Origin of the sequence: Achromobacter pestifer (assembly GCF_013267355.1) — a bacterium.
Classification (GTDB): domain Bacteria; phylum Pseudomonadota; class Gammaproteobacteria; order Burkholderiales; family Burkholderiaceae_B; genus Achromobacter; species Achromobacter pestifer_A.
This window is the reverse complement of record NZ_CP053985.1, coordinates 1,021,971-1,043,196: the sequence shown is the minus strand read 5'-3', so window position 1 is coordinate 1,043,196 and position 21,226 is coordinate 1,021,971. Positions and strand designations below refer to the sequence as shown.

Below are 21,226 nucleotides of genomic sequence, written 5' to 3'. Positions count from 1 at the left end.
GCCAGATGCCTTCAAATAGTGCTGCGCGGCATCATGTCGCGGATGGCGGCAGCCGCGCGCTGCAAGGCCGGCAGATGCTGCCGCTTCAATTCGTCGGGCTCGCGGGATCCGAGCACCATGCTGACGCTCAGGCCTGCCACCGCGCGGCCTTCGTGGTTGTACAGCGGCACGGCCACGCCCGCGAAACCATCCACCAATTCGCTGACCGAAATGCAGTAGCCGTCCTGGCGCACCTGCCGGATCAGCTTGCGCAGGGCGCTGCGCGACACCGTCGTGTAGGGCGTCAGGCGCTTTAGGTCGGCGCTTTCCAGATAGGCGTCGAGCGCCTCGTCATCCAGCGTCGATAGCAGCGTGCGGCCCAGGGAATGGGCATAGGCGGGCAGGCGGCTGCCCACCGACAGGTCCAGCTTGAGCAGCTTGGGGCCTTCCTCGCGCGCCAGGAACACGACATGCTGCCGGTCCAGCACGCCCAATGAGCAGGTTTCGCCCACGGTTTGCGCGACTTCGCGCATGGTCGCTCGGGTCAGCTTGGGCAAGCTGAGCGAAGCGAAATAGGCGTATCCGAGGTCCATGACCTTGGGCGTGGGCGAGAAATCCCTGCCGTCCTGCCGTACATAGCCCAGTTTTTCGAGAGTCAGCAGGATGCGCCGCGAGGCCGCGCGCGTCACGTCCAATTGCTCCGCGGCTTCCTGCACGGTCACGCTGGCCACGCCGGTGGCGTAGATCTGCAGCAATTGCAGGCCGTTGGCCAGGCTGTCGAGAAACTCCTCTTTCCTTTCTTTCGGTTCCGGCAATGTCGTGTCCATGTATCGGCGGTCTTGTCGTTGAAGGCTCGATTGTAGTTTGACATCCGTGGCAATCTCCATAAAATGCTAATTAGCGAACAATTGTTCGTTAATTAGATGGGTCGGCCAGGGCACCCGCCTGGTACGCCCCGCAACAACGGAGACATGCCATGTGCAGGAGACTATTGCGCGCCTTGGGCGCAAGCGCCCTGGCGGCGGGGATGGCGGCCAGTTCCGCCGCCAGCGCGGCCGACGCCTATCCCAGCAAACCCATCCGCTTCGTCGTGCCCGCCGCGGCCGGCGGCCCCACTGAAATCGTCACGCGGCTGCTGGCCGAACGCATGACGCAGAGCATGGGCGTGTCGGTCATCGTCGAGGCCAAGCCCGGGGCGGGCGGCAACATCGGCGCGGACGCCGTGGCCAAGGCGGCCCCGGATGGCTACACGATCCTGATGGGCACGATAGGCACCAACGCCATCAACCAGACGCTGTACAAGTCCATGCCGTTCCAGCCCTTGAAGGACTTCACGGCGGTGACGCAGGTCGTGTCGTATCCGCTGGTGGTGGTGGTCAACCCCAAGCTGCCAATCCACTCGGTGGCGGACCTGATCGCCTATGCCAAGGCTAATCCGGGCAAGCTCAACCGCGCCTCCGGCGGCAGCGGCACTTCCATGCACATGTCCGGCGAGCTGTTCAACGAGATGGCCGGCGTGCAGATGCAGCACATTCCCTACAAGGGCAGCCTGCCCGCGCTCACGGACGTGATCGGCGGACAGGCCGACCTGGCCTTCGACAGCCTGGTCATCGCCCAGCCCCTGATCAAGGCCGGCAAGCTGCGCGCCATCGCCGTGACCGGACCTGAGCGTTCCCCGGCCGCGCCCGACATCCCGACCGTGGCGGAAACCCTGCCGGGCTATGCCATGACGTCCTGGATCGGCGTGTTCGCGCCTGCCGGCACGCCGCGTCCCATCGTCGAGCGCCTGCAGCAGGAAATCGCCCGGGCGCTGGCCGATCCCCGCGTGCGCGAGCAATTGGTGTCGCAGGCCGCCGATCCTGTGGCCAGCAAGCCGGACGACTTTGCCCGCTTCACCGCCGACGAAACCGAGAAGTGGGCGCCCGTCGTCAAGGCTTCCGGCGCCTCGGTTTCCTGAATCCCCAAAGAGGAGTGACACATGCAGTCCATCGATTTTCAGGCCCGCCGCAAGCGCGTCGCCCAGCACGCGCGCGAACTCGGCTTTGACGCCTACCTGGGCACCCGCCAGGGCGCGCTGCACTACCTGAGCGGCGCATTCATGCCGTGGCGCGGCGCCGTGCTGGTCACGGCGGACGGGCACTGCGAATTCATCTACTGGGCCATGGATGCCTCCCGGGTGCGCGCGGAAGGCCATGAAATGGAAATGTACGAGTTCGAGTTTTCGGACTTTCCACAACTGATACGCCAGCGCCTGGAGCACCACGGGCTGACGCGCGGCAAGGTCGCGCTGGACCTGTCGCACCCCGGGGCGGCACAGGTGGCGCCGGGCATGCTGACCGCAGCCGAGTATTTCGACCTGACCAGCCATCTGCCCGACATCCGCTTCGCGAACGGCGTGGACGTGATCGACGACGTCATGCTGATCAAGGACGCGGCCGAGATCGAGCGCCTGCGCCACGCGGCGGAAGTCTCGGACTACGGCTTCGAGCAGGGCATGAACGCGGTGCGGGCGGGGGCGACCGAGAACGAGATCGCCGGCGAAATCGAGCGCGCGATCCGGCAACGGGGCAGCACCTGGTCCTGGGCCGTGACGGGCGGCACCGAGGTCGGCGCGGGCGAGCGCACCGGATTCCTGGGGGGCGTCACCCAGCAGGCGACGGATCGCGCCATCCGCCAGAACGAATTCGTGATTCTGGACCTGCACCCCTTGCTGGATCTCTACATGGCGGACACCGCCTTGCCCGTGTTTCTGGGCAAGCCGGACCCGGCCCAAAGCAAGCTGATCGACTGCTGGGAAGAAACCGTGCAGACCATGCTCGCTTCCCTGACGCCCGGCCGGCCGATAGCGGAGTGCGCCAGCCGCGGCGTCGCCGTATTCGAAAAGCACGGACTGAGCGAGTTCGGCCTGCCGCTGTTCGGCCATGGCCTGGGCACCTGCGCGCGCACCCGGCCCTTCATCAATCTGCGCAGCCGCGACGTGGTGACGCCCGGCATGGTGGTGGCGTTGGGCACGCACCTGTACCGGCCGGGCGTGGGCGGCATGCGGCTGGAGTATCCGGTGCTGATCGGAGAGCACGGCGCCGAGCCGCTGGTGCGCACCGCGGCCCGCGTGCACCGTCTTCCCTGAACCTCTGCTGGAGCCTGATGATGAAAGCAATACCCCTGAGCCCGCTGATCGGCGCGGCCGTGCATGGCGTGGATCTGGAAACCCTGGACGACGCGGCCTTCGCGGACGTGAATGCGCTGTTCCTGCGCCACCAACTGCTGGTCTTCAAGAACCAGCGCCTGTCGCCCGAGGGCCAGCTGCGCTTCAGCCGCCGCCTGGGCGAGCTGGATATCCACGTGCTGGCCCAGTACAACCATCCCGAGTATCCCGAGATATTCGTGCTGTCCAACGAGGTCAAGAACGGCGTGCCGGCGGGCATTGCCGACGGCGGTTCGTACTGGCACTCGGACTTCGCCTTCCGTGAATGTCCGGCCAAGGCCACCATCCTGAATGCGCAGCTGATTCCGCCGGAAGGCGGCAACACCTTGTTCGTCAACATGTACCAGGCCTACGAGGAACTGGAAGGCGCCGTCCAATCCCAGCTGGCGGGCCTGCTGGCGGTGCACCGCTACCGGCGCAAGAACACCAGGGCCGACGAGGGCACCCAGGTGAAGATGGACGCCAGCCAGTTGGCCGGCACGCCGGACGTGGAACACCCCATCGTGCGCACCCATCCCGAGACGGGCCGCAAGGCGCTGTACGTGCATCCCGGCATGACGGCCGAGGTGTCCGGCTGGGGCGAGGCGGACAGCCAGGAATTGCTGGAGCGCCTGTTCGCGCATTGCACGCAGGAGCAGTACCAGTACGCATTGCAATGGGAGCCCGGTGACGTGGTCATGTGGGACAACCGCTGCGTGATGCACAAGGCCACCACCCGCGAACTGCCGGCCAGCATGCGGCGCACGATCTACCGCACCACGGTCATGGGCGAGCGTCCGGTCTAGGAGCCGCCGATGGCCGCCCATCAGCCCACGGATCGCGCCGCCGGCGTGACGCAGCTGGAAGCCTTGCCGCTGGAGGGCGGCGGCGTACTGGCGCCGGCCCGGCTGGCCTGGGCCCGCTACGGTCCGACGTCGGACCGCGCGCGCGCCGTGGTGTTGCTGCTGCACGGCATATCCGGCAGCCACCAGGCCTTGCGGTCGGCAGAGGGGGAGGCCCATCCCGATGCGGGCTGGGCCAGTCCCTGGCTGGGGCCGGGAGCGGCGCTGGACACGCGCGATACCTGCGTGCTGGCGCCCAACGCGCTGGGTTCCTGCTTCGGCAGCAGCGCGCCGGCCGGGGCCGCGGCCAGTGCGTTTCCCGATTTTTCGATCGCCGATGGCGTGCGCCTGCAGGGGGAATGGCTGCGCGCGATCGGGGTCGAACGTCTGGATGCGGTGGTGGGCTATTCCTACGGCGGCTACCAGGCCTTCCAGTGGGCGGCGGCTGCGCCGTTGCCCGTGGGGCGGGTGGTGGCGCTGGCCTCGGCGCCGCGCGGTGGCGGCAGCATGGCGGATGTGCAGCGCTTGCGCCGGATCGCTGCCGCTCTCGATGCGGGCGATGCGGATGCCTGGAGCGCATGGGTCGAACTGCGCTGCGCGACCTTGCGCCGCTATGGCTATGCCCAGTGGCTGGCCGACACCGGTGAATCCGCCGTGGAGCAGCGCTTGCGGGCCGAGGCCCAGACGTGGGCGGCGCGCTTTTCACCATGGTCCATGGCGGCGCTCAGGACGTCCGCCTGCCGCTACGACGCGCGCGGCGCGCTGTTGGAAACCGCCACGCCCGTGCGCTGGCTGCGTTGCGTATCGGATGAGCTCTTCGCGCCCGACGATCCGGGCGCGGCGGCGCGGATCCCGTATCCCGCCCACATCGTCCAGACCCGAGTGGCCGGGCGCTACGGCCATCTGTCGCCGCTGTTGGAAGGCCGTCTCTGGGACGCCTATCTGCGGCAGGCGCTGGCTTAGGGGCGCCAACCCGGCGCGGAAAAACGCAGGCGAAAAAAATGCCCGCTTTCGCGGGCATTTTTCATTTGTGCGGCAAGGCTTACTGGATCTTGGCCTTTTCGCGCAGTTCCTTCTGGTAGTCGGCCAGGGTTTGCTGGCGCAGCATTTCTTCCAGCTGCGGGCGCACCTGGTCGAGCGGCGGGAATTCCACCGGACGGGTGTCGTCGACCATGATGATGTGCCAGCCGAACTGGGTCTGCACCGGCTTGTCGACCAATTCGCCCTTCTTCAGCTGCGTCACGGCCTGCGCGAACGGCTGGACGTAGTTGGTCGGGGGAGCCCAACCCAGGTCGCCACCCTTTTCGGCGCTGCCGGGGTCCTTGGAGTTCTTCTTGGCCAGGTCGTTGAACTTGCTCTTGTTGCTCTTGATCTGGGCCAGCAGGTCGTTCGCCGTCTTTTCGTCTTCGACGAGGATGTGGCGGACCTTGTATTCCATCTTGCCGGCCTGTTCCTTCTTGATCTTCTCGTACTCGGCCGTGACCTTGGCGTCGGACACCGGGTGCTTGGCGAGGTAGTCGGCCATCAGGGCGCGGACCAGGATGCCTTGGCGGGCCAGCTCGACTTCGGTCTGGACGTCGGCCTGCTTGGCGATGCCGCTGGATTCGGCGGCTTGCACGAAGATCTGGCGGTTGATCATTTCCTGCTTGACCTGTTCGCGCAGTTGCGGCGAATCGGTGGCGCCCTGGCTGACCAGCAGCTTGACGAATTGATCCAGGCTCTTCTGCGGGATGGCCTTGCCGTTGACGGTAGCCACATTCTGCGCAAAAGCAGGCACGGCGATGACGCAGGCCGCAGCCAGCATGACGATGCGTTTCATGAATATCCTTTTACTTTCTATTTGGGAGCCTGGGCATCTAGCGCAAGCGCATGAATCGGATAAGGGATCAAATCTTGCAAATGATGATACACCAGCCTATGCCGCGCAACGGCGGAGAGCCCCGCAAAGCAAGGCGCTACGATGATCACGCGATAGTGGCCGGCGCCGTTTTTACTGCCTTCGTGGCCGGCATGCAAATGCGAGTCGTCCAGGATGTCCAGGCTGATGGGTTCCAGGACGGCTAGCCGCTCCCGGATCAGGGAAATGCGGTCGGTGGTGTCTGACATTGGGGGGAGAAGTTTGGTTCCGGCGCGGCGCGCCGGCCGTGGATTCGGAAGGGTTCAGGGCTGGCGGGGCGGGGTGTCGGAGGAAGGGCCCTGGTCTTCCGTCTGGATGTGCTTGCCCAGCCAGATCGACTGGCCGATCACGAAGACCACCATCAGGCCCATCAGGCCGAAGGCCTTGAAGCTGACCCACTGCGATTCGGTGAAGTGGCCGGAAAACGCCACGTACAGGTTGAGCGCGCCCGCGATCAGGAAGAAACCGGCCCAGACCAGGTTCAGCCGTTCCCAGGCGGCGTCGGGCAGCTGGATCTGTTTTTCCATCAGGCGGCGGATCAGGTTGCGGCCGAAGAACAGGCGCGCAAAGACCAGCGCGCCGCCGAACAGCCAGTACAGCACCGTGGGCTTCCACTTGATGAAGACGTCGCTGTGCAGCCAGATCGTGGCGCCGCCGAACACCAGGATGACGGTCAGGTTGATCCAGTGCATGGCTTCGGTGGCGCGGCCCGTGGCCTTCAGCCAGACGATCTGCAGCACGGCCGCCGCCATGGCGACGCCCGTGGCGATGAAAATATCCGTGTACCGATAGGCAATGAAGAAAAGGAACAGCGGAAACAGGTCGAACAGGAACTTCTTCATTCAGTCTTCTATGGGTTCAAACGTCATCGACAGGGAATTGATGCAGTAGCGCAGTCCGGTGGGCTCGGGGCCGTCGGGGAAGACGTGTCCCAGATGCGAGTCGCAGACGTTGCACAGCACTTCGGTGCGGACCATGCCGTGGGTGATGTCGCGTTCCTCGCGCACCAGTTCGGGATCCAGCGGCTGGAAGTAGCTGGGCCAGCCGCAGCCGGCGTCGAATTTGGTGTCGGAAGCGAACAGCGCCGTGCCACAGCCCACGCAGCGGTAGATGCCGTGCGAGAACGTATTCCAGTAACGCCCGGTGAACGCGCGTTCGGTACCCTTTTCACGGGTGACGACGTATTCTTCGGGGGAAAGCTGGGCACGCCATTCGGCGTCGGATTTTCGTACTTTGTCCATATGAGCTCTTGGAGTCCCGATGCCCGAAATGGTTCGGGCATAATCCCGCCCCATGTTAATCGAGTTTGACCAGGCGGTTGTTTCCACGCCCCAGGCGCAAGTGCTGAATGGGGTGAGCCTGACGCTGGCCGAACGCCGCATCGGCATCGTCGGCCCCAATGGCGCCGGCAAGAGCACGCTGGCGCGCCTGATCAACGGGCTGGTCCTGCCCTCGGCCGGCAGCGTGCGGGTAGGCGGGCTGGATACCCGGCGCGATCTGAAGGCCGTGCGCCGCCAGGTCGGTTTCGTATTCCAAAACCCTGAAAACCAGATCGTCTTCCCCATCGTCCGCGAGGACCTGGCGTTTGGCCTGAAGCATCTGGCCCCGGACCGCCAGCAGCGCGAAGCCCGTATCGACGCCCAACTGGGCCACCTGGGCGTTGGCCACCTGGCGGACCGGACCAGCCACACGCTGTCCGGCGGCGAACGCCAACTGGTGGCGCTGGCGGCGGTGCTGGTGATGGAGCCGGCGCTGATCGTGTTCGACGAACCCACCACCCAGCTGGACCTGCGCAATCGCAATCGCGTGCGCGACGCCATCGCGGGCCTGCCCCATGACGCCATCGTCGTCAGCCACGACCTGGAGCTGCTGGAGGATTTCGACCGGGTGGTGGTGGTGCGCGACGGCAATGTCGCGGCCGACGACCAGCCTGCCGCCGCGCTGCGCTGGTACCGGGAGCACTGCGCATGATGGAGCCGCTGTACGTCGCCGGCGACACCTGGCTGCACCGACTGCCCGCCTGGCTGAAGCTGCTGACGCTGATGGCGGCGGGCGCGGGCCTGTTCCTGCTGCGCGATCCGCGCTGGCTGGCCCCGGCCTTCCTGGCCGCCGCCGCCCTGGTCTGGTCCACGGGCGTGGCCGCGGCCACGGTCTGGCGCCAGGTAAAGGGACTGGTCTGGGTGCTGCTGGCCATCGGCCTGTTCACCGCCGGGTTCCAAGGCGGGATGGAGGCGCTGGCCGTGCTGCTGCGCGTGGGGGCGATGGTGGCGTTGGCCCTGGCCGTCACGCTGGCCACCCGCACGTCCGACCTGATAGCCGTCTGCGAAAAGGCGCTGATGCCGCTTGAACGCATGCGGCTGGTGGACGCCGGCAAGGTTGCGCTGGCTCTGGCGCTGGCCCTGCGTTTCGTGCCCGAAATCTGGCGCAACTTCCAGGAAATCCGCGAAGCGCAGGCGGCTCGCGGCTTGGGCGCCAATCCGGTCGCGTTGATCGTGCCCTTGATCGTGCTGACGCTGAAAAGAGCGCAGGAAGTATCCGAAGCGATAGACGCGCGCAGCCACTGAGGGCCGCGCGCCCAGTTCCATCTCCCAAAGGGGAAAACCGTGAAATCCAGTAATACCGTTCTGATTGCGCTGTTCGCGGCGCTGATCGTCGTCCTGAGCCTGATTCCGCCGATTCCGCTGCCCGCCATTCCGGTGCCGGTCACGCTGCAGACCCTGGGCGCCATGCTCGCGGGCGCGATGCTCGGACCCGTCCGCGGCGCGCTGGCCTGCCTGCTGTACCTGGCGCTGGCGGCGGTCGGGCTGCCCGTGCTGCCGGGCGGCCGGGGAGGGCTGGGCGCTTTCTTCGGACCGACCGGCGGCTTCCTCGTGGGCCTGGTGGTCGGCGCCTTGGTGACCGGCTGGCTGGCCCGCAGCCTTGCCGGCCGCGCCACGGGGGGCTGGGCGAAATTTGCCGGCTATCTGGCGGCATGCGTGGTCGGCGGCATCGCGGTGGTCTACGCCTGCGGCGTGCCCTGGCTGGCTGCGGTGACCAAGATGGGCCTGTCCAAGGCCGCGTTGGCGGTGGCGGTGTTCCTGCCGGGCGATCTGGCCAAGGCGGTCGTCGCCGCCTGGGTGGCGTCGCGGGTCGAGCGGGTCTGGCCGACGCTGGGACGCTGAGACCTGCGCGGCCGTCCAAGGGAATCCCCCAACTGACGGTCGCCAGGCTTTTCTAGTACAAGTTCGCCATTAACGAATGCGTTTGCTAAAACACGTTTTTCGTAGCACATCAGGGAATTACCGGAGTTGCGCATCGTCATCTGATACTGTTTTAACCCTATAATATTTTTTTCTGTATAACTTTAACTAGGCTCGCCTTGCCTCGACCGAGGCGCACAAGAGCCACCACAGGAGACAAAAATATGCGCAAGCACTTCGGCTTGTCCGCGGCGGCTGCCGCCATTGCCCTGGCCCTGCCGCTACTGGCGAACGCCCAGGTCAAGGTCGGCGTGACCGTGTCCAGCACCGGCCCCGCCGCGTCGCTGGGTATCCCCGAGCGCAACACCGTGGCTCTGCTGCCCAAGGAAGTGGCTGGCCAGAAGATCGAATGGATCGTCCTGGACGACGCCACCGACACCACGCAAGCCGTCAAGAACTCGCGCAAGCTGGCCACGGACGACAAGGTCGACGTGTTGATCGGCACCTCCGTCACGCCGGGCTCGCTGGCCATGGTCGACGTGGCCGCCGAAGCCAAGGTTCCCATGATCAGCGTGGCCGCCAGCGCCAAGATCGTCGAACCCGTGGACGACAAGCGCCGCTGGGTCTTCAAGACCCCGCAGAACGACGCCCTGATGGCCGGCGCCCTGGCTGACGCCATGGCCAAGTCCAAGGTCAAGACCCTGGGCTTCATCGGCTTTGCCGACGCCTACGGCGACGGCTGGCTGGACGTGATGCAGAAGGCCGCCAAGGCCAAGGGCATCGAGATCGTCGCCATCGAGAAGTACAGCCGCACCGACACCAGCGTGACGGGCCAGGTGCTCAAGCTGGTCGGCGCCAAGCCCGACGCCATTCTGATCGCCGGCGCCGGCACCCCCTCGGCCCTGCCGCAGAAGGAACTGAAGGCCCGCAACTACGGCGGCACCATCTATCAGACCCACGGCGCCGCCAACAACGACGTGCTGCGCGTTTGCGGCAAGGACTGCGACGGCATGTTGCTGCCGGCCGGCCCGCTGCTGGTCGCGGCTCAACTGCCGGACAGCAACCAGGTCAAGAAGTCGGCCCTAGCCTATGTCGAAGCCTACGAAAAGGCCAACGGCGCCGGTTCGACCAACACGTTCGGCGGCCACATGTGGGACGCCGGCCAACTGGTCGTGGCTGCGTTGCCCGTGGCGCTGAAGACGGGCGCCAAGCCCGGCACGCCGGAGTTCCGCGCCGCCATGCGCGACGCCCTGGAAGGCGTGAAGGACCTGGCTGCCTCCCAAGGCGTGTTCAACATGTCGCCCACGGACCACGCCGGCTTTGACGAGCGCTCGCGCGTGATGGTCAAGGTGGAAGGCGGCAAGTGGGTCTACCAGCCCGGCCTGTAATCCCCCAGGATCGCCCGATCCAAGGGTGCGCAATGCGCGGCGGCGCCGATCAGGCGCCCGCCGCGCGGCACCCCAGCAATGCTTCGCACCGGCCTCTCCGGCCGGTGTGTCGTATCAGTGTTCCGGGTGCGGCCGGGACACCAGAATAAATAAGGTTGTTAGATGGATTCCACAATTGCGCTGATCCTGCTGCAAGACGGTGTCGTCAACGGCGCCATCTATGCCCTCCTGGGCATGGCTCTGGTGCTGGTTTTCGCCGTTACGCGCGTCATTTTCATTCCCCAGGGCGAGTTCGTGGCGTTCGGCGCCCTGACCCTGGCCATGCTGGTGGACGGCAAGGTGCCGGGCACCGCCTATCTCCTGCCGCTGCTGGGCGTGGTCTGCCTGGCGCTTGAGCTGCTGCGCGCGCTGCGCACCCGCAGCGCCGCCGCGTTGCCCAAGGCCATCGTGACCTGTGTGGTTCTGCCGCTGGCGCTGCTCTGGCTGACCGTGACCTACACCGCGCCCGGCAATTCGCTGTGGCTGAACATGCTGCTGACGCTGCTGCTGGTGATCCCGATGGGTCCCATGGTCTACCGCATCGTCTACCAGCCGCTGGCCGAAGCCACCGTGCTGGTGCTGCTGATCGTTTCCGTGGCCGTGCACTTCGCGCTCACCGGCTTGGCGCTGGTGTTTTTCGGCGCCGAAGGCTGGCGCACCCCGGCCTTCGTCAGCGGGCAGGTCGACCTGGGCTTCATGACCTGGTCGGCGCAGAGCTTGTTCGTGGTGGCGACCTGCGCCATCCTGATCATCGCCCTGTGGCTGTTCTTCGGCAAGACGCTGTACGGCCGCGCGCTGCGCGCCACCGCCGTCAACCGCCGCGGCGCCCGCCTGGTCGGCATCAGCACCACCATGTCCGGCAGCCTGACCTTCACGCTGGCCGTCGCCATTGGCACCATGTCCGGCATGCTGATTGCGCCCATCACCACCGTGTACTACGACACCGGCTTCCTGATCGGCCTGAAGGGCTTCGTCGGCGCCATCATTGGCGGCCTGGCCAGCTATCCGATTGCGGCCGCCGGCTCGCTGCTGGTGGGCGTGCTGGAATCCTTCTCGTCCTTCTGGGCCAGCGCCTACAAGGAAGTGATTGTCTTCACCCTGATTATCCCGGTTCTGGTCTGGCGTTCGTTCAGCACCCATCACGTGGACGAAGAGGAGTAAACGTCATGAACCGCATTTTGCTCGTCCTCTTCCTCGTCGTCCTGGCGGGCCTGCCGATGGTGTCGGCCACGCCCGAATTCTGGGTGACGCAGCTCAATTACATCGGGCTGGCCAGCCTGGTGGTGCTGGGCCTGGTGCTGCTGACCGGCGTGGGCGGCCTGACCTCGTTCGGCCAGGCGGCGTTCGTGGGCCTGGGCGCCTACACCACCGCCTTCCTGACCACGCAATACGATGTCTCGCCCTGGCTGGCGCTGCCTGCCGGGCTGATCCTGACGGCCGTCGTGGCTTACCTGCTGGGCGCCATCACCCTGCGCCTGTCGGGCCACTATCTGCCGCTGGGCACCATCGCGTGGGGCCTGTCGCTGTACTTCCTGTTCGGCAACATCGATTGGCTGGGCAAGCACGACGGCATCGCCGGCATCGAGCCCATCAGCATCTTCGGCATGTCGCTGGCCAGCGGCCGCCACATCTACTACCTGATCTGGGTGTTCGTGCTGCTGGCGCTGTGGGCCACCCGCAACCTGCTGAACTCGCGTCCCGGCCGCGCCATCCGCGCGCTCAAGAGCGGCGCCGGCATGGCTGAGTCCATGGGCGTGAACACCGCTGCCTACAAGGTCGTGATCTTCGTCTGGGCGGCGCTGCTGGCTTGCGTCTCGGGTTGGCTCTACGCGCACATGCAGCGCGCCGTCAGCCCCAGTCCTTTCGGCATCAACTACGGCATCGAATACCTGTTCATGGCGGTGGTCGGCGGCGCGGGGTATGTCTGGGGCGCCTTGCTGGGCTCCGGCGTCATCCTGGTGCTGAAGGACCAGCTGCAGAATCTCTTGCCCAAGCTGCTGGACACCAACGCCAACTTCGAGATGATCGTCTTCGGCGTGCTGCTGATCCTGATGTTGCAATACGCCCGCAACGGCCTGTGGCCGATCCTGGCGGGCTGGTGGGACAGCATCACCGGCGCCGACGGTTCGCGCCGCAACATGGCGCCGCCCGCGCCGGCGCCGGCCCTGCCGACGCGCGCGCGTCCGCAAGCCGGCCAGGTGGTGCTCGAAGTCGACGCCATCCGCAAGGAGTTCGGCGGCCTGGTCGCCGTCAACGACATCTCCTTCAAGGTCGCCTCCGGCGAGATCATGGGCTTGATCGGCCCGAACGGCGCCGGCAAGAGCACGACCTTCAACCTGATCAGCGGCGTGCTGCCGGTGACGCGGGGCCAGGTCACCTTCATGGGCCAGCGCATCGACAGCCGTTCGGCGCGCGACATCGCCAAGCTGGGCGTGGGCCGCACCTTCCAGCACGTGCAGCTGCTGCCGGGCATGACGGTGCTGGAGAACGTGGCGCTGGGCGCGCACCTGCGCTCGGACGTCGGCGTGCTGGCGGGCGCCCTGCATTCGGACCGCGCCCGCGAGGCGCAGCTGCTGCACGAGGCCGCCGAACAGATCAAGCGCGTCGGCCTGGGCGAGTACCTGTACGAGCAGGCGGGCAACCTGGCGCTGGGCCAGCAACGCATCCTGGAAATCGCGCGCGCCCTGGCCGCCGACCCGGTGCTGCTGCTGCTGGACGAACCCGCCGCCGGCCTGCGCTACAAGGAAAAGCAGGACCTGGCGCGCGTGCTGGAACAATTGCGCGCCGAGGGCATGAGCATTCTGCTCGTCGAACACGATATGGATTTTGTGATGCGTCTGACCAACCACCTCGTGGTGATGGATTTCGGCACCAAGCTGGCGGAAGGCGTGCCGGCCGACGTGCAAAAGAACCCGGCGGTGCTGGAAGCCTACCTGGGCGGCATCGATGACGACCTGCCCGAAGCGGACCAGGCCAAGCCCGTGTCGGCAGGAGGCGTGTGATGAGCGCTCCCGTACTCGAAGTCAGCAACCTGTCCGCCCGCTACGGCAAGGTGGGCGCGCTGGTGGGCGCCTCGATCACCGTGCCCGCCGGCAGCATCGTCACGGTGATCGGCGCCAACGGCGCCGGCAAGTCCACCATGCTGAACGCCATGATGGGTTCGTTGCCGCAGACCGGTCACGCGGCCGGCACCGTGCAGTACGCCGGCACCGACGTGTCGGGCTGGCAGGTCGAACGCCGCGTCGCGGCCGGCATGTCGCTGGTGCCCGAGCGCCGCGAACTGTTCGGCACCATGTCGGTGGAAGACAACCTGCTGCTGGGCGGCTTTCGCCGCTATCGCGCCCGCGAAAGCGGCTGGCGCGACACGCTGAACGAAGTGTTCGACCTGTTTCCGCGGCTGCGCGAGCGCCGCGCCCAGCAGGCCGGTACGCTGTCGGGCGGCGAACGCCAGATGCTGGCCGTGGGCCGCGCGCTGATGGCCAAGCCCAACCTGCTGATGCTCGACGAGCCCAGCCTGGGCCTGGCGCCACGCATCGTGCGCGAGATCTTCCACATCATCGCTCGCCTGCGCGAGACCGGCGTGGCGATCCTGCTGGTCGAACAGAACGCGCGCGCGGCGCTGCAAGTGGCCGATTACGGCTACGTGCTGGAAACCGGCGAAGTCATCCTGCACGGCCCGGCGCGCGAGCTGGCCGGCGACCCCAAGGTCATCGAAAGCTATCTGGGCCTGGGCAAGGGCGGCGAGCAAAGCTGACCTACCCCGTGGGCACGAGGGCCGGACGCCGCAAGGCGTCCGGCCTTTTTTATCGCTCGAAGACTGCGACTACCCTGAAGCGTTCGCACGCCAGCATCATGTCCGGCGCATACCCGCCGTTGCGGTCGAAATAGGCGATGTGCGCATCGCGCCATGCTTCGTACGGGCCTTCGCCTTCGGCCAGCGCGAACGCTTCATCCACCTGGTCAAAGCGCTGAATCAGCACGCTGAGCGTCTCGATGACGCAGGCCGGGCGGCCCTGTCCGTCCAACACCACGTCGCGCCGGCCGGCCGCGGGCACGGGTTCCCGCGCATTGAAATCACGCAGCGCGCCGCAGGTGGCGGTTTTCGTGCCGGCCAGCACCAGCGCCAACAACTCATCGGCCAGTTCGGGCGAGTCGCCGAACTGGAAGGTCACGGCGTTTTGATAGGGGGCGGGCGGCTTCATGCCAGGGGTGTCCATTGCAGTATCAGCTCCTGTCCCATCGCGGGATCGGAAGTGGAGGAGGCGCCGGCTTCGATGCGTCCGGCCAGGCGGCGAGTGTAGGCTGGATCGCTGCTGTCGAGCACGGTCAGGTCATACCAGCCGGCGTTGCGGGCCATGTCCCAGGACAGGCTGACCGTCTCGCCGGGAGCGAGCGTGATGTCGGGCTCATGGGGATAGCCGTAGGCGTTGGCCTCGACCCGGAACGAGCGGGCCTGCGGGCCAGGGTTGTGTAACGTCAGTTGCAGCGAGGCGCCAGGCCCTTGATAGGCGGCCGTGACTTTCAGCGGCGTCAGGCCGGCGCGGCCCGTGCAATGGCGGTGGAAGCCGTTGGGGCCCAGCACCCACAGATCGTAGCGGCCATCGTCGGCGGGGGTCTGCCACGCGCCTTCCAGCTGCTTGCCGGCTTCCACGGTGTAGCGGCGCGGGCCGCGTTCCAGGTGCAGCCGGTCATAGACGTGCAGCACCGCGCCCGCCGCTCCGCTGTTCTCGAAACGCAGCGTGACGCTTTCAGCATCCGCGTGCGCGTGGACCTGCAGCGCATAGGGCAGGGGGCGCGATGGGCGCGTGCCGGCCTGCTGCCGCGCCAGTCCGGGCTGCAGCGGCGCGGACGGCGTGACCGTGCCCGGCAGCGCCGATGCCAGTCCGGCGCGCTCGGCCGTCGCCGGAAAGCCGCTGGGCAGGCCCGTGCCGTCCGGCGCGGCGAAATCGAAGATCGAGGTCAGGTCGCCACAGACGGCGCGGCGCCAGGGCGAGATATTGGGCTCGGCCACGCCGAAGCGCTGCTCGACGAAGCGCAGCACGGACGTGTGGTCGAACACTTGCGAGTTGACCCAGCCGCCCTTGGTCCAGGGCGACAGCACATACATGGGCACGCGCGGGCCCAGGCCGTAGATGCCGTGCAGGTGGGCCGCAGTGTCGTCTTTCTCCGCGCCGGCGACGATCTCGTGATACTCGCCGCGCGTATCCACGGTGGACGCCCCGGCCAGCGCACCCGAGGCATCGCGCGAGGGCGGCGCGGGCGGCGGCATGTGATCGAAGAAACCGTCGTTCTCGTCGAACATCAGCAGCAGGACGGTCTTGCTCCAGACCTCGGGGTTGGCCGTCAGCGCATCCAGCACCCGCGCGGTGTAGTCGGCGCCCTGGGCCGGGCTGGACGGGCTGGGATGCTCGGAGCCAGCCTTGGTGGCGCAGATCCACGAGACCTGCGGCAGCGTGCCGTCCAGCACGTCCTGGCGCAGCAGATCCAGGTCGCGGGTAGTCAGCGCCTTGTCCTTCAGCGCGGCTGCCGATCCTGGCACCCCAAGATAGGCGTCGCGATAGGCCTTGAACCCGGCGGTGGGATTCAGCGAATAGTTGTCCGCCATGTTCTGGTAGATGCGCCAGCTGACGCCGGCCGCTTCCAGGCGTTCCGGATAAGTCGTCCAGGTATACGCGCGAGCCGGATCGCCGCCCTTGAGCTTGTTGTAGGTATTGCCCAAGGCCGGGCCGTTGCCGCGGCCCAGGCCGTCGTTGGTGCCCGTCCACACGAACAGCCGGTTGGTGTTGGTGCCGCCGGTGAACGAGCAGTGATAGGCGTCGCAGACCGTGAAGGCGCGCGCCATGGCGTACTGGAAGGGCATGTCCTCGTCCGTGAAGTACGCCATCGAATGGTTCTTCTTGGCGGCCGGCCAGTTGCCCATGCGGCCGGCGTCCCAGGCGTCCTGAGCATTGGACCAGGTGTGCGGCGTGCTGGCCACGCGCATGGTCTCGAAGGCTTCGCGCGTATTCAGATGGAAGGGCAGCACCGTGCGGGGCGCGCCTTCATCGGGCTTGTCGTTGTATTGCGCCCAGACGCTGCGATGGCGCGCATCCGGGCTGTCCGGCACGGGTATCGGGAAGCGGTCGCCAAACCCGCGCACGCCGGCCAACGCGCCGAAGTAGTGGTCGAACGAGCGGTTCTCCTGCATGAAGATCACGATGTGCTCGACGTCACGGATCGTGCCCGTGCGCCGCGCCGCGGGAATCGCGAGCGCGCGGCGGATGGAGGCGGGCAACAAGGCCAGGGCGCTGGTGGCGCCGGCGAGTGTCGCGCCTGCGCGCAGAAAATCGCGTCTGTTGCGCATCGCTATTCCTTTTGTCCCGGAAGGCCGGGATGCATGCAGGCGGCTATCTGCCGGCCGGCCAGCGCCCGCCGAGGGATTGCGTGGCGGATGCCGCGGCTTCTTGCGCCAATTTGGACATTTTCTTGATGGTCGTGGGTGAGAAGCGCTCCTTCGGACCGGACAGCGATATGGCTCCGCAGATGTCGCCATCGGGGCCGAACACCGGACTGGCCACGGCCGCGCAATTGGGGTCGCGTTCTCCCATGGACGTCAGCACCAGGCCTGCCTGCGCGGGCGCCTGCTGGTCGACAAGATAGGCCGTGATCAGCCGGCCCGCGGCGCCTTTGCTCAGCGGCAGCAGGTCTCCCACGCGTATGCGGTCCAGCGTGGAGTGGTGCGAATCCACTCGCAACAGGCAGACGCGGGATTGCGCGTCGTGATAGGCGTGGAACGAGGCGCTCTCGGTGCCTTTGTCCACCAGCGCCTGCAGCAGCGGCAGGATGGTCTCGGTCAGGCGGTAGGTGGCCTCATAGGCGCGGCCGAGATGATGCGCGTACGGACCCAGGGCATAGCGGCCATCGGCGCGGCGCACGACCAGGGCCGCTTTTTCAAGCGAGGCAATGAGCCGCAAGAGCGTGCTCTTGTAGAAGCCCGTGGCTCGGGAAAGGTCGGCAAGCGTGATGGGATCGGTGCGTTGCGCGATGGCCCCGACGATGGTCAGGGCGCGTTCGACGGCGGCGACGCCGTCGGTGGAATTGTCCTGAGTAGGGGTACGACTCATTGGATGGCAGGGGAGTGATTAGGAGGTGGTTCCCGACTCCGCATCGATGACCTGGCTGATGATCGGAAAATAGCGGTTGCCGTGTCCCTGGGCGAGCGCGGCGTCGAACCAGAGGTCCACGTTGCGCGCGCCTAGCGCCCGTATGCCGGTTTGATCCGCCAGCGCCAGCGCATAGCGCAAGTCCTTGCGGGCATAGTCCACGGGAAAGGCTTTTTCGGGAAAGTCTGCGGGCAGAATAGCCTTTAAGCCGTGGTTGCGCAACGCGAAGCTATCGGCCGATCCACGCGTGAAAGTCTCCAGCAGGACCTGCGGATCGACGCCCGAACGGCGCGCGATGGCGCGGGCTTCGGACAGGGCCACCACGGTCTCGAACAGCACCATGTTGTTCAGGATCTTCACGACCTGGCCGCTGCCGACCGGGCCGCAGTGCGTGATTTCGTTGGCGAAGGTCGAGACCAGCGGCTTGATGCGGGCGAAGGCGGCGGCGTCGCCGCCGATCATGACCGAGAGCGTGCCGGCTTCCGCCGCCGCGCGCGTGCGGGCGACGGGGGCGTCGATGAAGGTCGCGCCCTTGGCCGCGAACTCCCGCGCCAGTTCGCGCGTCACGTCCACCGGCGAGGTGCTCAGATCGACGATGAACTGGCCGGCGCGCGCGCCGGCCAGCAGCCCACCTGCGGCACGTGCCAACTGCGCCACGACTTCGCCGGACGGTAGCGACAGAAACACCACGTCGCAATCCTGCATGATCTGCGCGGCGGTCGCCTCGGTCACGCCGTGGGAGGCCAGACGGCGCAGAGGGGCTGGATCGTTGTCGCAGCCCAGCACCGGCAGTCCGCCTTTGACGGCCAGGTTGCGGCAGATGGGTTCGCCCATGACGCCCAGGCCAATGAAGCCGGCGCGTTGAAATTCAGCCATTTGGAAAGTCTCCGATAGAAGAAGCAGGGGAGGCCGCTGGCGCGGCCGGGTTCGATGAGGAAAAGGGCGGCTGTGGCTACATGCCGAAGTAGATGCCTTTGGATTGCTGGTACAGCCGCAGGCCGCTCACGCCTTTTTCGCGGCCGATGCCGCTTTGCTTAAAGCCGCCGAAAGGCGTCGAGATCGAAAGCTGCTTGTAGGTGTTGATCCACACGCTGCCTGCTTCCAGGCGCTTGGCGATGCGCCAGGCGCGGCGGTAGTCCGCTGTCCAGATGCCGGAAGCCAGGCCGTAGGCGCTGTCGTTGGCTTGATCGACCAGATCGTCTTCGTCCTCGAATGTCAGCGCGCATAGCACCGGCCCGAAGATCTCCTCGCGCACCACATGCGCATCGCGCGCCAATCCCGCCAGCACGGTAGGCAGATAGAACGCGCCCGTCTGCAGCCCGGCGTCGTCGGGGCGTTGTCCGCCCAGCAGCACCTGGGCGCCTGCGCGGCGGGCTGTGTCCACCATGCTCTCGATCCTGCCGCGATGGCCGAACGATGCGATCGGTCCCATCTGCGCGCCTGCCGCGTCGGGCAGGTCAAGCTTCAGCGCGCTGGCGCGGGCCACCAGCTTCGCGATGAAGGACTCCGCGATGCTGCGCTGCACGTAGAGCCGCGAACCCGCCACGCAGGACTGCCCGCTGCCTTCGAAGATGCCGCCGATGACGCCGTCTATCGCCGCGTCCTGATCCGCGTCCGCGAACACGATGTGTGGCGATTTTCCGCCAAGTTCCAACGCCACCGGCATCAGCTTCTCGGCGGCGGCATGCGCGATGGCGCGGCCGCTGGCGGTGCCGCCGGTGAATGACACCATGCGCACGCCGGGGTGTTCGACCAGGCGGCGGCCCACGGTCGAACCCAGGCCCGTCAGTACGTTGAGGATGCCCGGCGGCAGGCCGGCCTCCAGTGCGATGCGGCCCAGTTCCAGGGCCGGCGACGAGGTGAGCTCGGACGGCTTGAGGATGACGGCGTTGCCGGCGGCCAGGGCGGGCGCGACCTTTTGCGCTTCCATCGTGAGCGGTGAATTCCACGGCGTGATCGCCACCACCACGCCATACGGATCGTATTGCGTCATCGACAGATAGTTGCCGCGCGGCGGCGTGACTTCGGCTCCCAGCGTTTCGCAGACGCCCGCGTAGTAGCGGAAGGTGGCCGCGGCGCTGGCGACCTGGGCTTTGCATTCCGCCCAGACCTTGCCGTTCTCGATCATCTGCAGGCGTGCCAGCAAGGGTGCGTTGGCGTCCATGCCGTCGGCGATGCGCCGCAGGATCGCCGCGCGCTGGTGGGGCAGCATGTCGCGCCAGGCCGGGCGCCGCTGGGCTTGCCAGGCCGCGTCCACAGCCTGGTCGACCTGCGCGTCGGATGCCGCGCTGATGAGGTAATTGCGTGTGCCGGTGGCAGGGTTGACGGACTCGAAAGCATGGTCGCTTTGCGTAGCCCACTCCCCGCCGATCAGCATGGATTTCAGGGTTTCCGGGGTATCGGACATGAAGTTCAGTTCCTCTCTTGATGGCGCGCCGCGAATGGGGTCGTGGCGTCGGACGAGCATTTATTCGTTGACATGCTCCGGCCGAAAAAATATAAAATAGAATAAGCGTTCTGTCTAGAGGAACGATAAAAATATACCCACCGTCAATCGAAAGACAAGAGGAGACATCACAATGCAATGCAATTGGCTGCGCGCCCTGGCTTGTGCCGCGGCGCTTTTTGCGGGCACGGCACAGGCCGCGTCCTATCCGACAAAACCCGTGACCATGGTCGTGCCGTATCCGGCAGGCGGCGCCACCGACGTGGTGGCGCGCGCGGTGGCGGAAAAGCTCACGCAGTCCTGGGGGCAGACCGTCATCGTCGAGAACCGTGCAGGCGCGGGCACGACGATCGGCGCCAGCGCGGTGGCACGCGCGCAGGGTGACGGCTACACACTGTTCATGACCACATCGGCGCACACGATCAGCGGCCATCTCTACACCAAGCTCAACTACGACCCGGTCAAGGACTTTGCGCCGATCACGCTGGTGACCAAGGTGCCGCTGGTGCTGGTGGTCAACCCGTCCATCCCCGCCAAGAATCTGCAGGAGTTTCTGGCCTATCTCAAGCAGGACGGCGCTTCGGTCAACTTCGCCTCGCCCGGCAACGGCACGGCCCAGCATCTGAGCGGCGAGCTGTTCAAGATCGCCACGCATTCCTCCATCACGCATGTGCCGTACCGGGGCGACGCGCCGGCCTTCACCGACCTGGCTGGCGGCCAGGTCCAGATGATGCTGGCCACCATCACCTCGGCCCTGCCGCTGATCCAATCCGGCAAGTTGCGCGCGCTGGCGGTGGCCAACGGCAAGCGGGTGCAGGCGCTGCGGGATGTGCCGACCTTCGCAGAGGCGGGCATGCCGGGCTTCGAGGCCGCCACCTGGTTCGGCCTGCTTGCGCCAGCGTCGCTGCCTGCCCCGCAAGCGCAGCGCATCTATCAGGACGTATCGAAGATCGTGGCGACGCCCGAGATGCAGGCGCGCATCGAAGGCCTGGGCGGAGAGGTGGTCAACAGCACGCCGCAGGCCTTCGCGGCCTTCATGGCGCAAGAGCAGGAGAAGTGGGGCCAGGCCGTCAAGGCTTCCGGCGCCGTCGCCGCGCAGTAATGGCGAGCAGGTCCGCAGCCGCACGTCC

The 21,226-nt window shown here is 66.7% G+C and carries 22 protein-coding genes; 12 read left to right on the top strand and 10 right to left on the bottom strand.

Annotated features, from left to right (window positions below):
• Positions 1-11: 11 nt before the first annotated feature.
• On the bottom strand, positions 12-806 hold the full coding sequence (locus tag FOC84_RS05245; RefSeq protein WP_173143490.1) for an IclR family transcriptional regulator domain-containing protein: 795 nt from the start codon (positions 804-806) through the stop codon (positions 12-14).
• A 149-nt stretch (positions 807-955) separates the two neighbouring features.
• Here FOC84_RS05245 and FOC84_RS05240 point away from each other — a divergent pair, with 149 nt between their 5' ends.
• The 4 genes from FOC84_RS05240 to FOC84_RS05225 are packed head-to-tail and all read left to right on the top strand — an operon-like array spanning position 956 to position 4,968.
• Complete coding sequence (locus tag FOC84_RS05240) at positions 956-1,936, top strand: tripartite tricarboxylate transporter substrate binding protein (RefSeq protein WP_173143489.1); 981 nt, start codon at positions 956-958, stop codon at positions 1,934-1,936.
• Between the two features lie 21 nt (positions 1,937-1,957).
• Positions 1,958-3,106 (top strand): M24 family metallopeptidase, encoded by a 1,149-nt coding sequence (locus FOC84_RS05235; protein WP_173143488.1) that lies wholly within the window; start codon positions 1,958-1,960, stop codon positions 3,104-3,106.
• 17 nt (positions 3,107-3,123) lie between these two features.
• Complete coding sequence (locus FOC84_RS05230) at positions 3,124-3,969, top strand: TauD/TfdA dioxygenase family protein (RefSeq protein WP_173143487.1); 846 nt, start codon at positions 3,124-3,126, stop codon at positions 3,967-3,969.
• A 9-nt stretch (positions 3,970-3,978) separates the two neighbouring features.
• Entirely contained in the window at positions 3,979-4,968 is a 990-nt protein-coding gene (locus FOC84_RS05225) for an alpha/beta fold hydrolase (protein ID WP_173143486.1), read from the top strand.
• Between the two features lie 79 nt (positions 4,969-5,047).
• Here FOC84_RS05225 and FOC84_RS05220 read toward each other — a convergent pair whose 3' ends face one another.
• Genes FOC84_RS05220 through msrB form a run of 4 tightly spaced genes read right to left on the bottom strand, consistent with a single transcriptional unit; the run spans position 5,048 to position 7,143 of the window.
• Positions 5,048-5,824, bottom strand: a complete 777-nt coding sequence (locus tag FOC84_RS05220) for a peptidylprolyl isomerase (RefSeq protein ID WP_173143485.1) — start codon at positions 5,822-5,824, stop codon at positions 5,048-5,050.
• A 17-nt stretch (positions 5,825-5,841) separates the two neighbouring features.
• Positions 5,842-6,111, bottom strand: coding sequence for a BolA family protein (locus FOC84_RS05215; RefSeq protein WP_173143484.1), 270 nt, complete (start codon positions 6,109-6,111; stop codon positions 5,842-5,844).
• A gap of 54 nt (positions 6,112-6,165) precedes the next feature.
• A complete protein-coding gene (locus FOC84_RS05210; protein ID WP_173143483.1) occupies positions 6,166-6,744 on the bottom strand; it encodes a septation protein A in 579 nt (192 codons plus the stop codon).
• Positions 6,745-7,143, bottom strand: coding sequence for a peptide-methionine (R)-S-oxide reductase MsrB (gene msrB / locus FOC84_RS05205; RefSeq protein WP_173143482.1), 399 nt, complete (start codon positions 7,141-7,143; stop codon positions 6,745-6,747). It abuts the gene before it with no gap.
• Between the two features lie 52 nt (positions 7,144-7,195).
• Between msrB and FOC84_RS05200 the strand changes: the two genes are divergently transcribed.
• The 7 genes from FOC84_RS05200 (at position 7,196) to FOC84_RS05170 (ending at position 14,262) form a co-directional block, all read left to right on the top strand.
• Positions 7,196-7,873 (top strand): energy-coupling factor ABC transporter ATP-binding protein, encoded by a 678-nt coding sequence (locus FOC84_RS05200; protein ID WP_173143481.1) that lies wholly within the window; start codon positions 7,196-7,198, stop codon positions 7,871-7,873.
• The gene (locus tag FOC84_RS05195) at positions 7,870-8,466 is read left to right on the top strand and encodes an energy-coupling factor transporter transmembrane component T family protein (RefSeq protein WP_173143480.1); all 597 of its coding nucleotides are present in this window, start codon (positions 7,870-7,872) and stop codon (positions 8,464-8,466) included. Before FOC84_RS05200 ends, FOC84_RS05195 begins: the two co-directional genes overlap by 4 nt.
• 39 nt (positions 8,467-8,505) lie before the next feature.
• On the top strand, positions 8,506-9,063 hold the full coding sequence (locus FOC84_RS05190) for a biotin transporter BioY (RefSeq protein ID WP_173143479.1): 558 nt from the start codon (positions 8,506-8,508) through the stop codon (positions 9,061-9,063).
• Positions 9,064-9,305: 242 nt separating this feature from the next.
• Positions 9,306-10,469 (top strand): ABC transporter substrate-binding protein, encoded by a 1,164-nt coding sequence (locus tag FOC84_RS05185; RefSeq protein WP_173143478.1) that lies wholly within the window; start codon positions 9,306-9,308, stop codon positions 10,467-10,469.
• Between the two features lie 162 nt (positions 10,470-10,631).
• On the top strand, positions 10,632-11,669 hold the full coding sequence (locus FOC84_RS05180; protein WP_173143477.1) for a branched-chain amino acid ABC transporter permease: 1,038 nt from the start codon (positions 10,632-10,634) through the stop codon (positions 11,667-11,669).
• Between the two features lie 5 nt (positions 11,670-11,674).
• Entirely contained in the window at positions 11,675-13,510 is a 1,836-nt protein-coding gene (locus FOC84_RS05175) for a branched-chain amino acid ABC transporter ATP-binding protein/permease (protein WP_173143476.1), read from the top strand.
• Complete coding sequence (locus FOC84_RS05170) at positions 13,510-14,262, top strand: ABC transporter ATP-binding protein (RefSeq protein ID WP_173143475.1); 753 nt, start codon at positions 13,510-13,512, stop codon at positions 14,260-14,262. The genes FOC84_RS05175 and FOC84_RS05170 overlap by 1 nt, the downstream gene beginning before the upstream one ends.
• 49 nt (positions 14,263-14,311) lie before the next feature.
• On the opposite strand, the gene FOC84_RS05165 is transcribed toward FOC84_RS05170, so the two are convergent.
• The 5 genes from FOC84_RS05165 to FOC84_RS05145 all read right to left on the bottom strand — a co-directional run bounded on the left by FOC84_RS05165 (position 14,312) and on the right by FOC84_RS05145 (position 20,057).
• On the bottom strand, positions 14,312-14,710 hold the full coding sequence (locus FOC84_RS05165) for an ASCH domain-containing protein (RefSeq protein ID WP_254241911.1): 399 nt from the start codon (positions 14,708-14,710) through the stop codon (positions 14,312-14,314).
• Positions 14,707-16,851: a phosphocholine-specific phospholipase C gene (locus tag FOC84_RS05160; RefSeq protein ID WP_173143473.1), complete on the bottom strand. Its 2,145-nt coding sequence runs from the start codon at positions 16,849-16,851 to the stop codon at positions 14,707-14,709. Before FOC84_RS05160 ends, FOC84_RS05165 begins: the two co-directional genes overlap by 4 nt.
• Positions 16,852-16,894: 43 nt before the next feature.
• Entirely contained in the window at positions 16,895-17,611 is a 717-nt protein-coding gene (locus tag FOC84_RS05155; RefSeq protein ID WP_173143472.1) for an IclR family transcriptional regulator, read from the bottom strand.
• Between the two features lie 18 nt (positions 17,612-17,629).
• Positions 17,630-18,526 (bottom strand): NAD(P)-dependent oxidoreductase, encoded by an 897-nt coding sequence (locus FOC84_RS05150; RefSeq protein ID WP_173143471.1) that lies wholly within the window; start codon positions 18,524-18,526, stop codon positions 17,630-17,632.
• Positions 18,527-18,602: 76 nt separating this feature from the next.
• A complete protein-coding gene (locus FOC84_RS05145) occupies positions 18,603-20,057 on the bottom strand; it encodes an aldehyde dehydrogenase (protein ID WP_173143470.1) in 1,455 nt (484 codons plus the stop codon).
• Positions 20,058-20,229: 172 nt separating this feature from the next.
• Here FOC84_RS05145 and FOC84_RS05140 point away from each other — a divergent pair, with 172 nt between their 5' ends.
• Positions 20,230-21,198, top strand: a complete 969-nt coding sequence (locus FOC84_RS05140; protein WP_173143469.1) for a tripartite tricarboxylate transporter substrate binding protein — start codon at positions 20,230-20,232, stop codon at positions 21,196-21,198.
• Positions 21,199-21,226 lie beyond the last annotated feature (28 nt).

Bases quoted from the DNA above. Each gene is read 5' to 3' on its own strand.
- FOC84_RS05180 (WP_173143477.1), top strand. From the start codon at position 10,632: ATGGATTCCACAATTGCGCTGATCCTGCTGCAAGACGGTGTCGTCAAC.
- FOC84_RS05165 (WP_254241911.1), bottom strand. From the start codon at position 14,710: ATGAAGCCGCCCGCCCCCTATCAAAACGCCGTGACCTTCCAGTTCGGC.
- FOC84_RS05215 (WP_173143484.1), bottom strand. From the start codon at position 6,111: ATGTCAGACACCACCGACCGCATTTCCCTGATCCGGGAGCGGCTAGCC.
- FOC84_RS05145 (WP_173143470.1), bottom strand. From the start codon at position 20,057: ATGTCCGATACCCCGGAAACCCTGAAATCCATGCTGATCGGCGGGGAG.
- FOC84_RS05220 (WP_173143485.1), bottom strand. From the start codon at position 5,824: ATGAAACGCATCGTCATGCTGGCTGCGGCCTGCGTCATCGCCGTGCCT.
- FOC84_RS05195 (WP_173143480.1), top strand. From the start codon at position 7,870: ATGATGGAGCCGCTGTACGTCGCCGGCGACACCTGGCTGCACCGACTG.
- msrB (WP_173143482.1), bottom strand. From the start codon at position 7,143: ATGGACAAAGTACGAAAATCCGACGCCGAATGGCGTGCCCAGCTTTCC.
- FOC84_RS05185 (WP_173143478.1), top strand. From the start codon at position 9,306: ATGCGCAAGCACTTCGGCTTGTCCGCGGCGGCTGCCGCCATTGCCCTG.
- FOC84_RS05210 (WP_173143483.1), bottom strand. From the start codon at position 6,744: ATGAAGAAGTTCCTGTTCGACCTGTTTCCGCTGTTCCTTTTCTTCATT.
- FOC84_RS05170 (WP_173143475.1), top strand. From the start codon at position 13,510: ATGAGCGCTCCCGTACTCGAAGTCAGCAACCTGTCCGCCCGCTACGGC.
- FOC84_RS05155 (WP_173143472.1), bottom strand. From the start codon at position 17,611: ATGAGTCGTACCCCTACTCAGGACAATTCCACCGACGGCGTCGCCGCC.
- FOC84_RS05240 (WP_173143489.1), top strand. From the start codon at position 956: ATGTGCAGGAGACTATTGCGCGCCTTGGGCGCAAGCGCCCTGGCGGCG.
- FOC84_RS05235 (WP_173143488.1), top strand. From the start codon at position 1,958: ATGCAGTCCATCGATTTTCAGGCCCGCCGCAAGCGCGTCGCCCAGCAC.
- FOC84_RS05160 (WP_173143473.1), bottom strand. From the start codon at position 16,851: ATGCGCAACAGACGCGATTTTCTGCGCGCAGGCGCGACACTCGCCGGC.
- FOC84_RS05150 (WP_173143471.1), bottom strand. From the start codon at position 18,526: ATGGCTGAATTTCAACGCGCCGGCTTCATTGGCCTGGGCGTCATGGGC.
- FOC84_RS05245 (WP_173143490.1), bottom strand. From the start codon at position 806: ATGGACACGACATTGCCGGAACCGAAAGAAAGGAAAGAGGAGTTTCTC.
- FOC84_RS05225 (WP_173143486.1), top strand. From the start codon at position 3,979: ATGGCCGCCCATCAGCCCACGGATCGCGCCGCCGGCGTGACGCAGCTG.
- FOC84_RS05200 (WP_173143481.1), top strand. From the start codon at position 7,196: ATGTTAATCGAGTTTGACCAGGCGGTTGTTTCCACGCCCCAGGCGCAA.
- FOC84_RS05230 (WP_173143487.1), top strand. From the start codon at position 3,124: ATGATGAAAGCAATACCCCTGAGCCCGCTGATCGGCGCGGCCGTGCAT.
- FOC84_RS05140 (WP_173143469.1), top strand. From the start codon at position 20,230: ATGCAATGCAATTGGCTGCGCGCCCTGGCTTGTGCCGCGGCGCTTTTT.
- FOC84_RS05175 (WP_173143476.1), top strand. From the start codon at position 11,675: ATGAACCGCATTTTGCTCGTCCTCTTCCTCGTCGTCCTGGCGGGCCTG.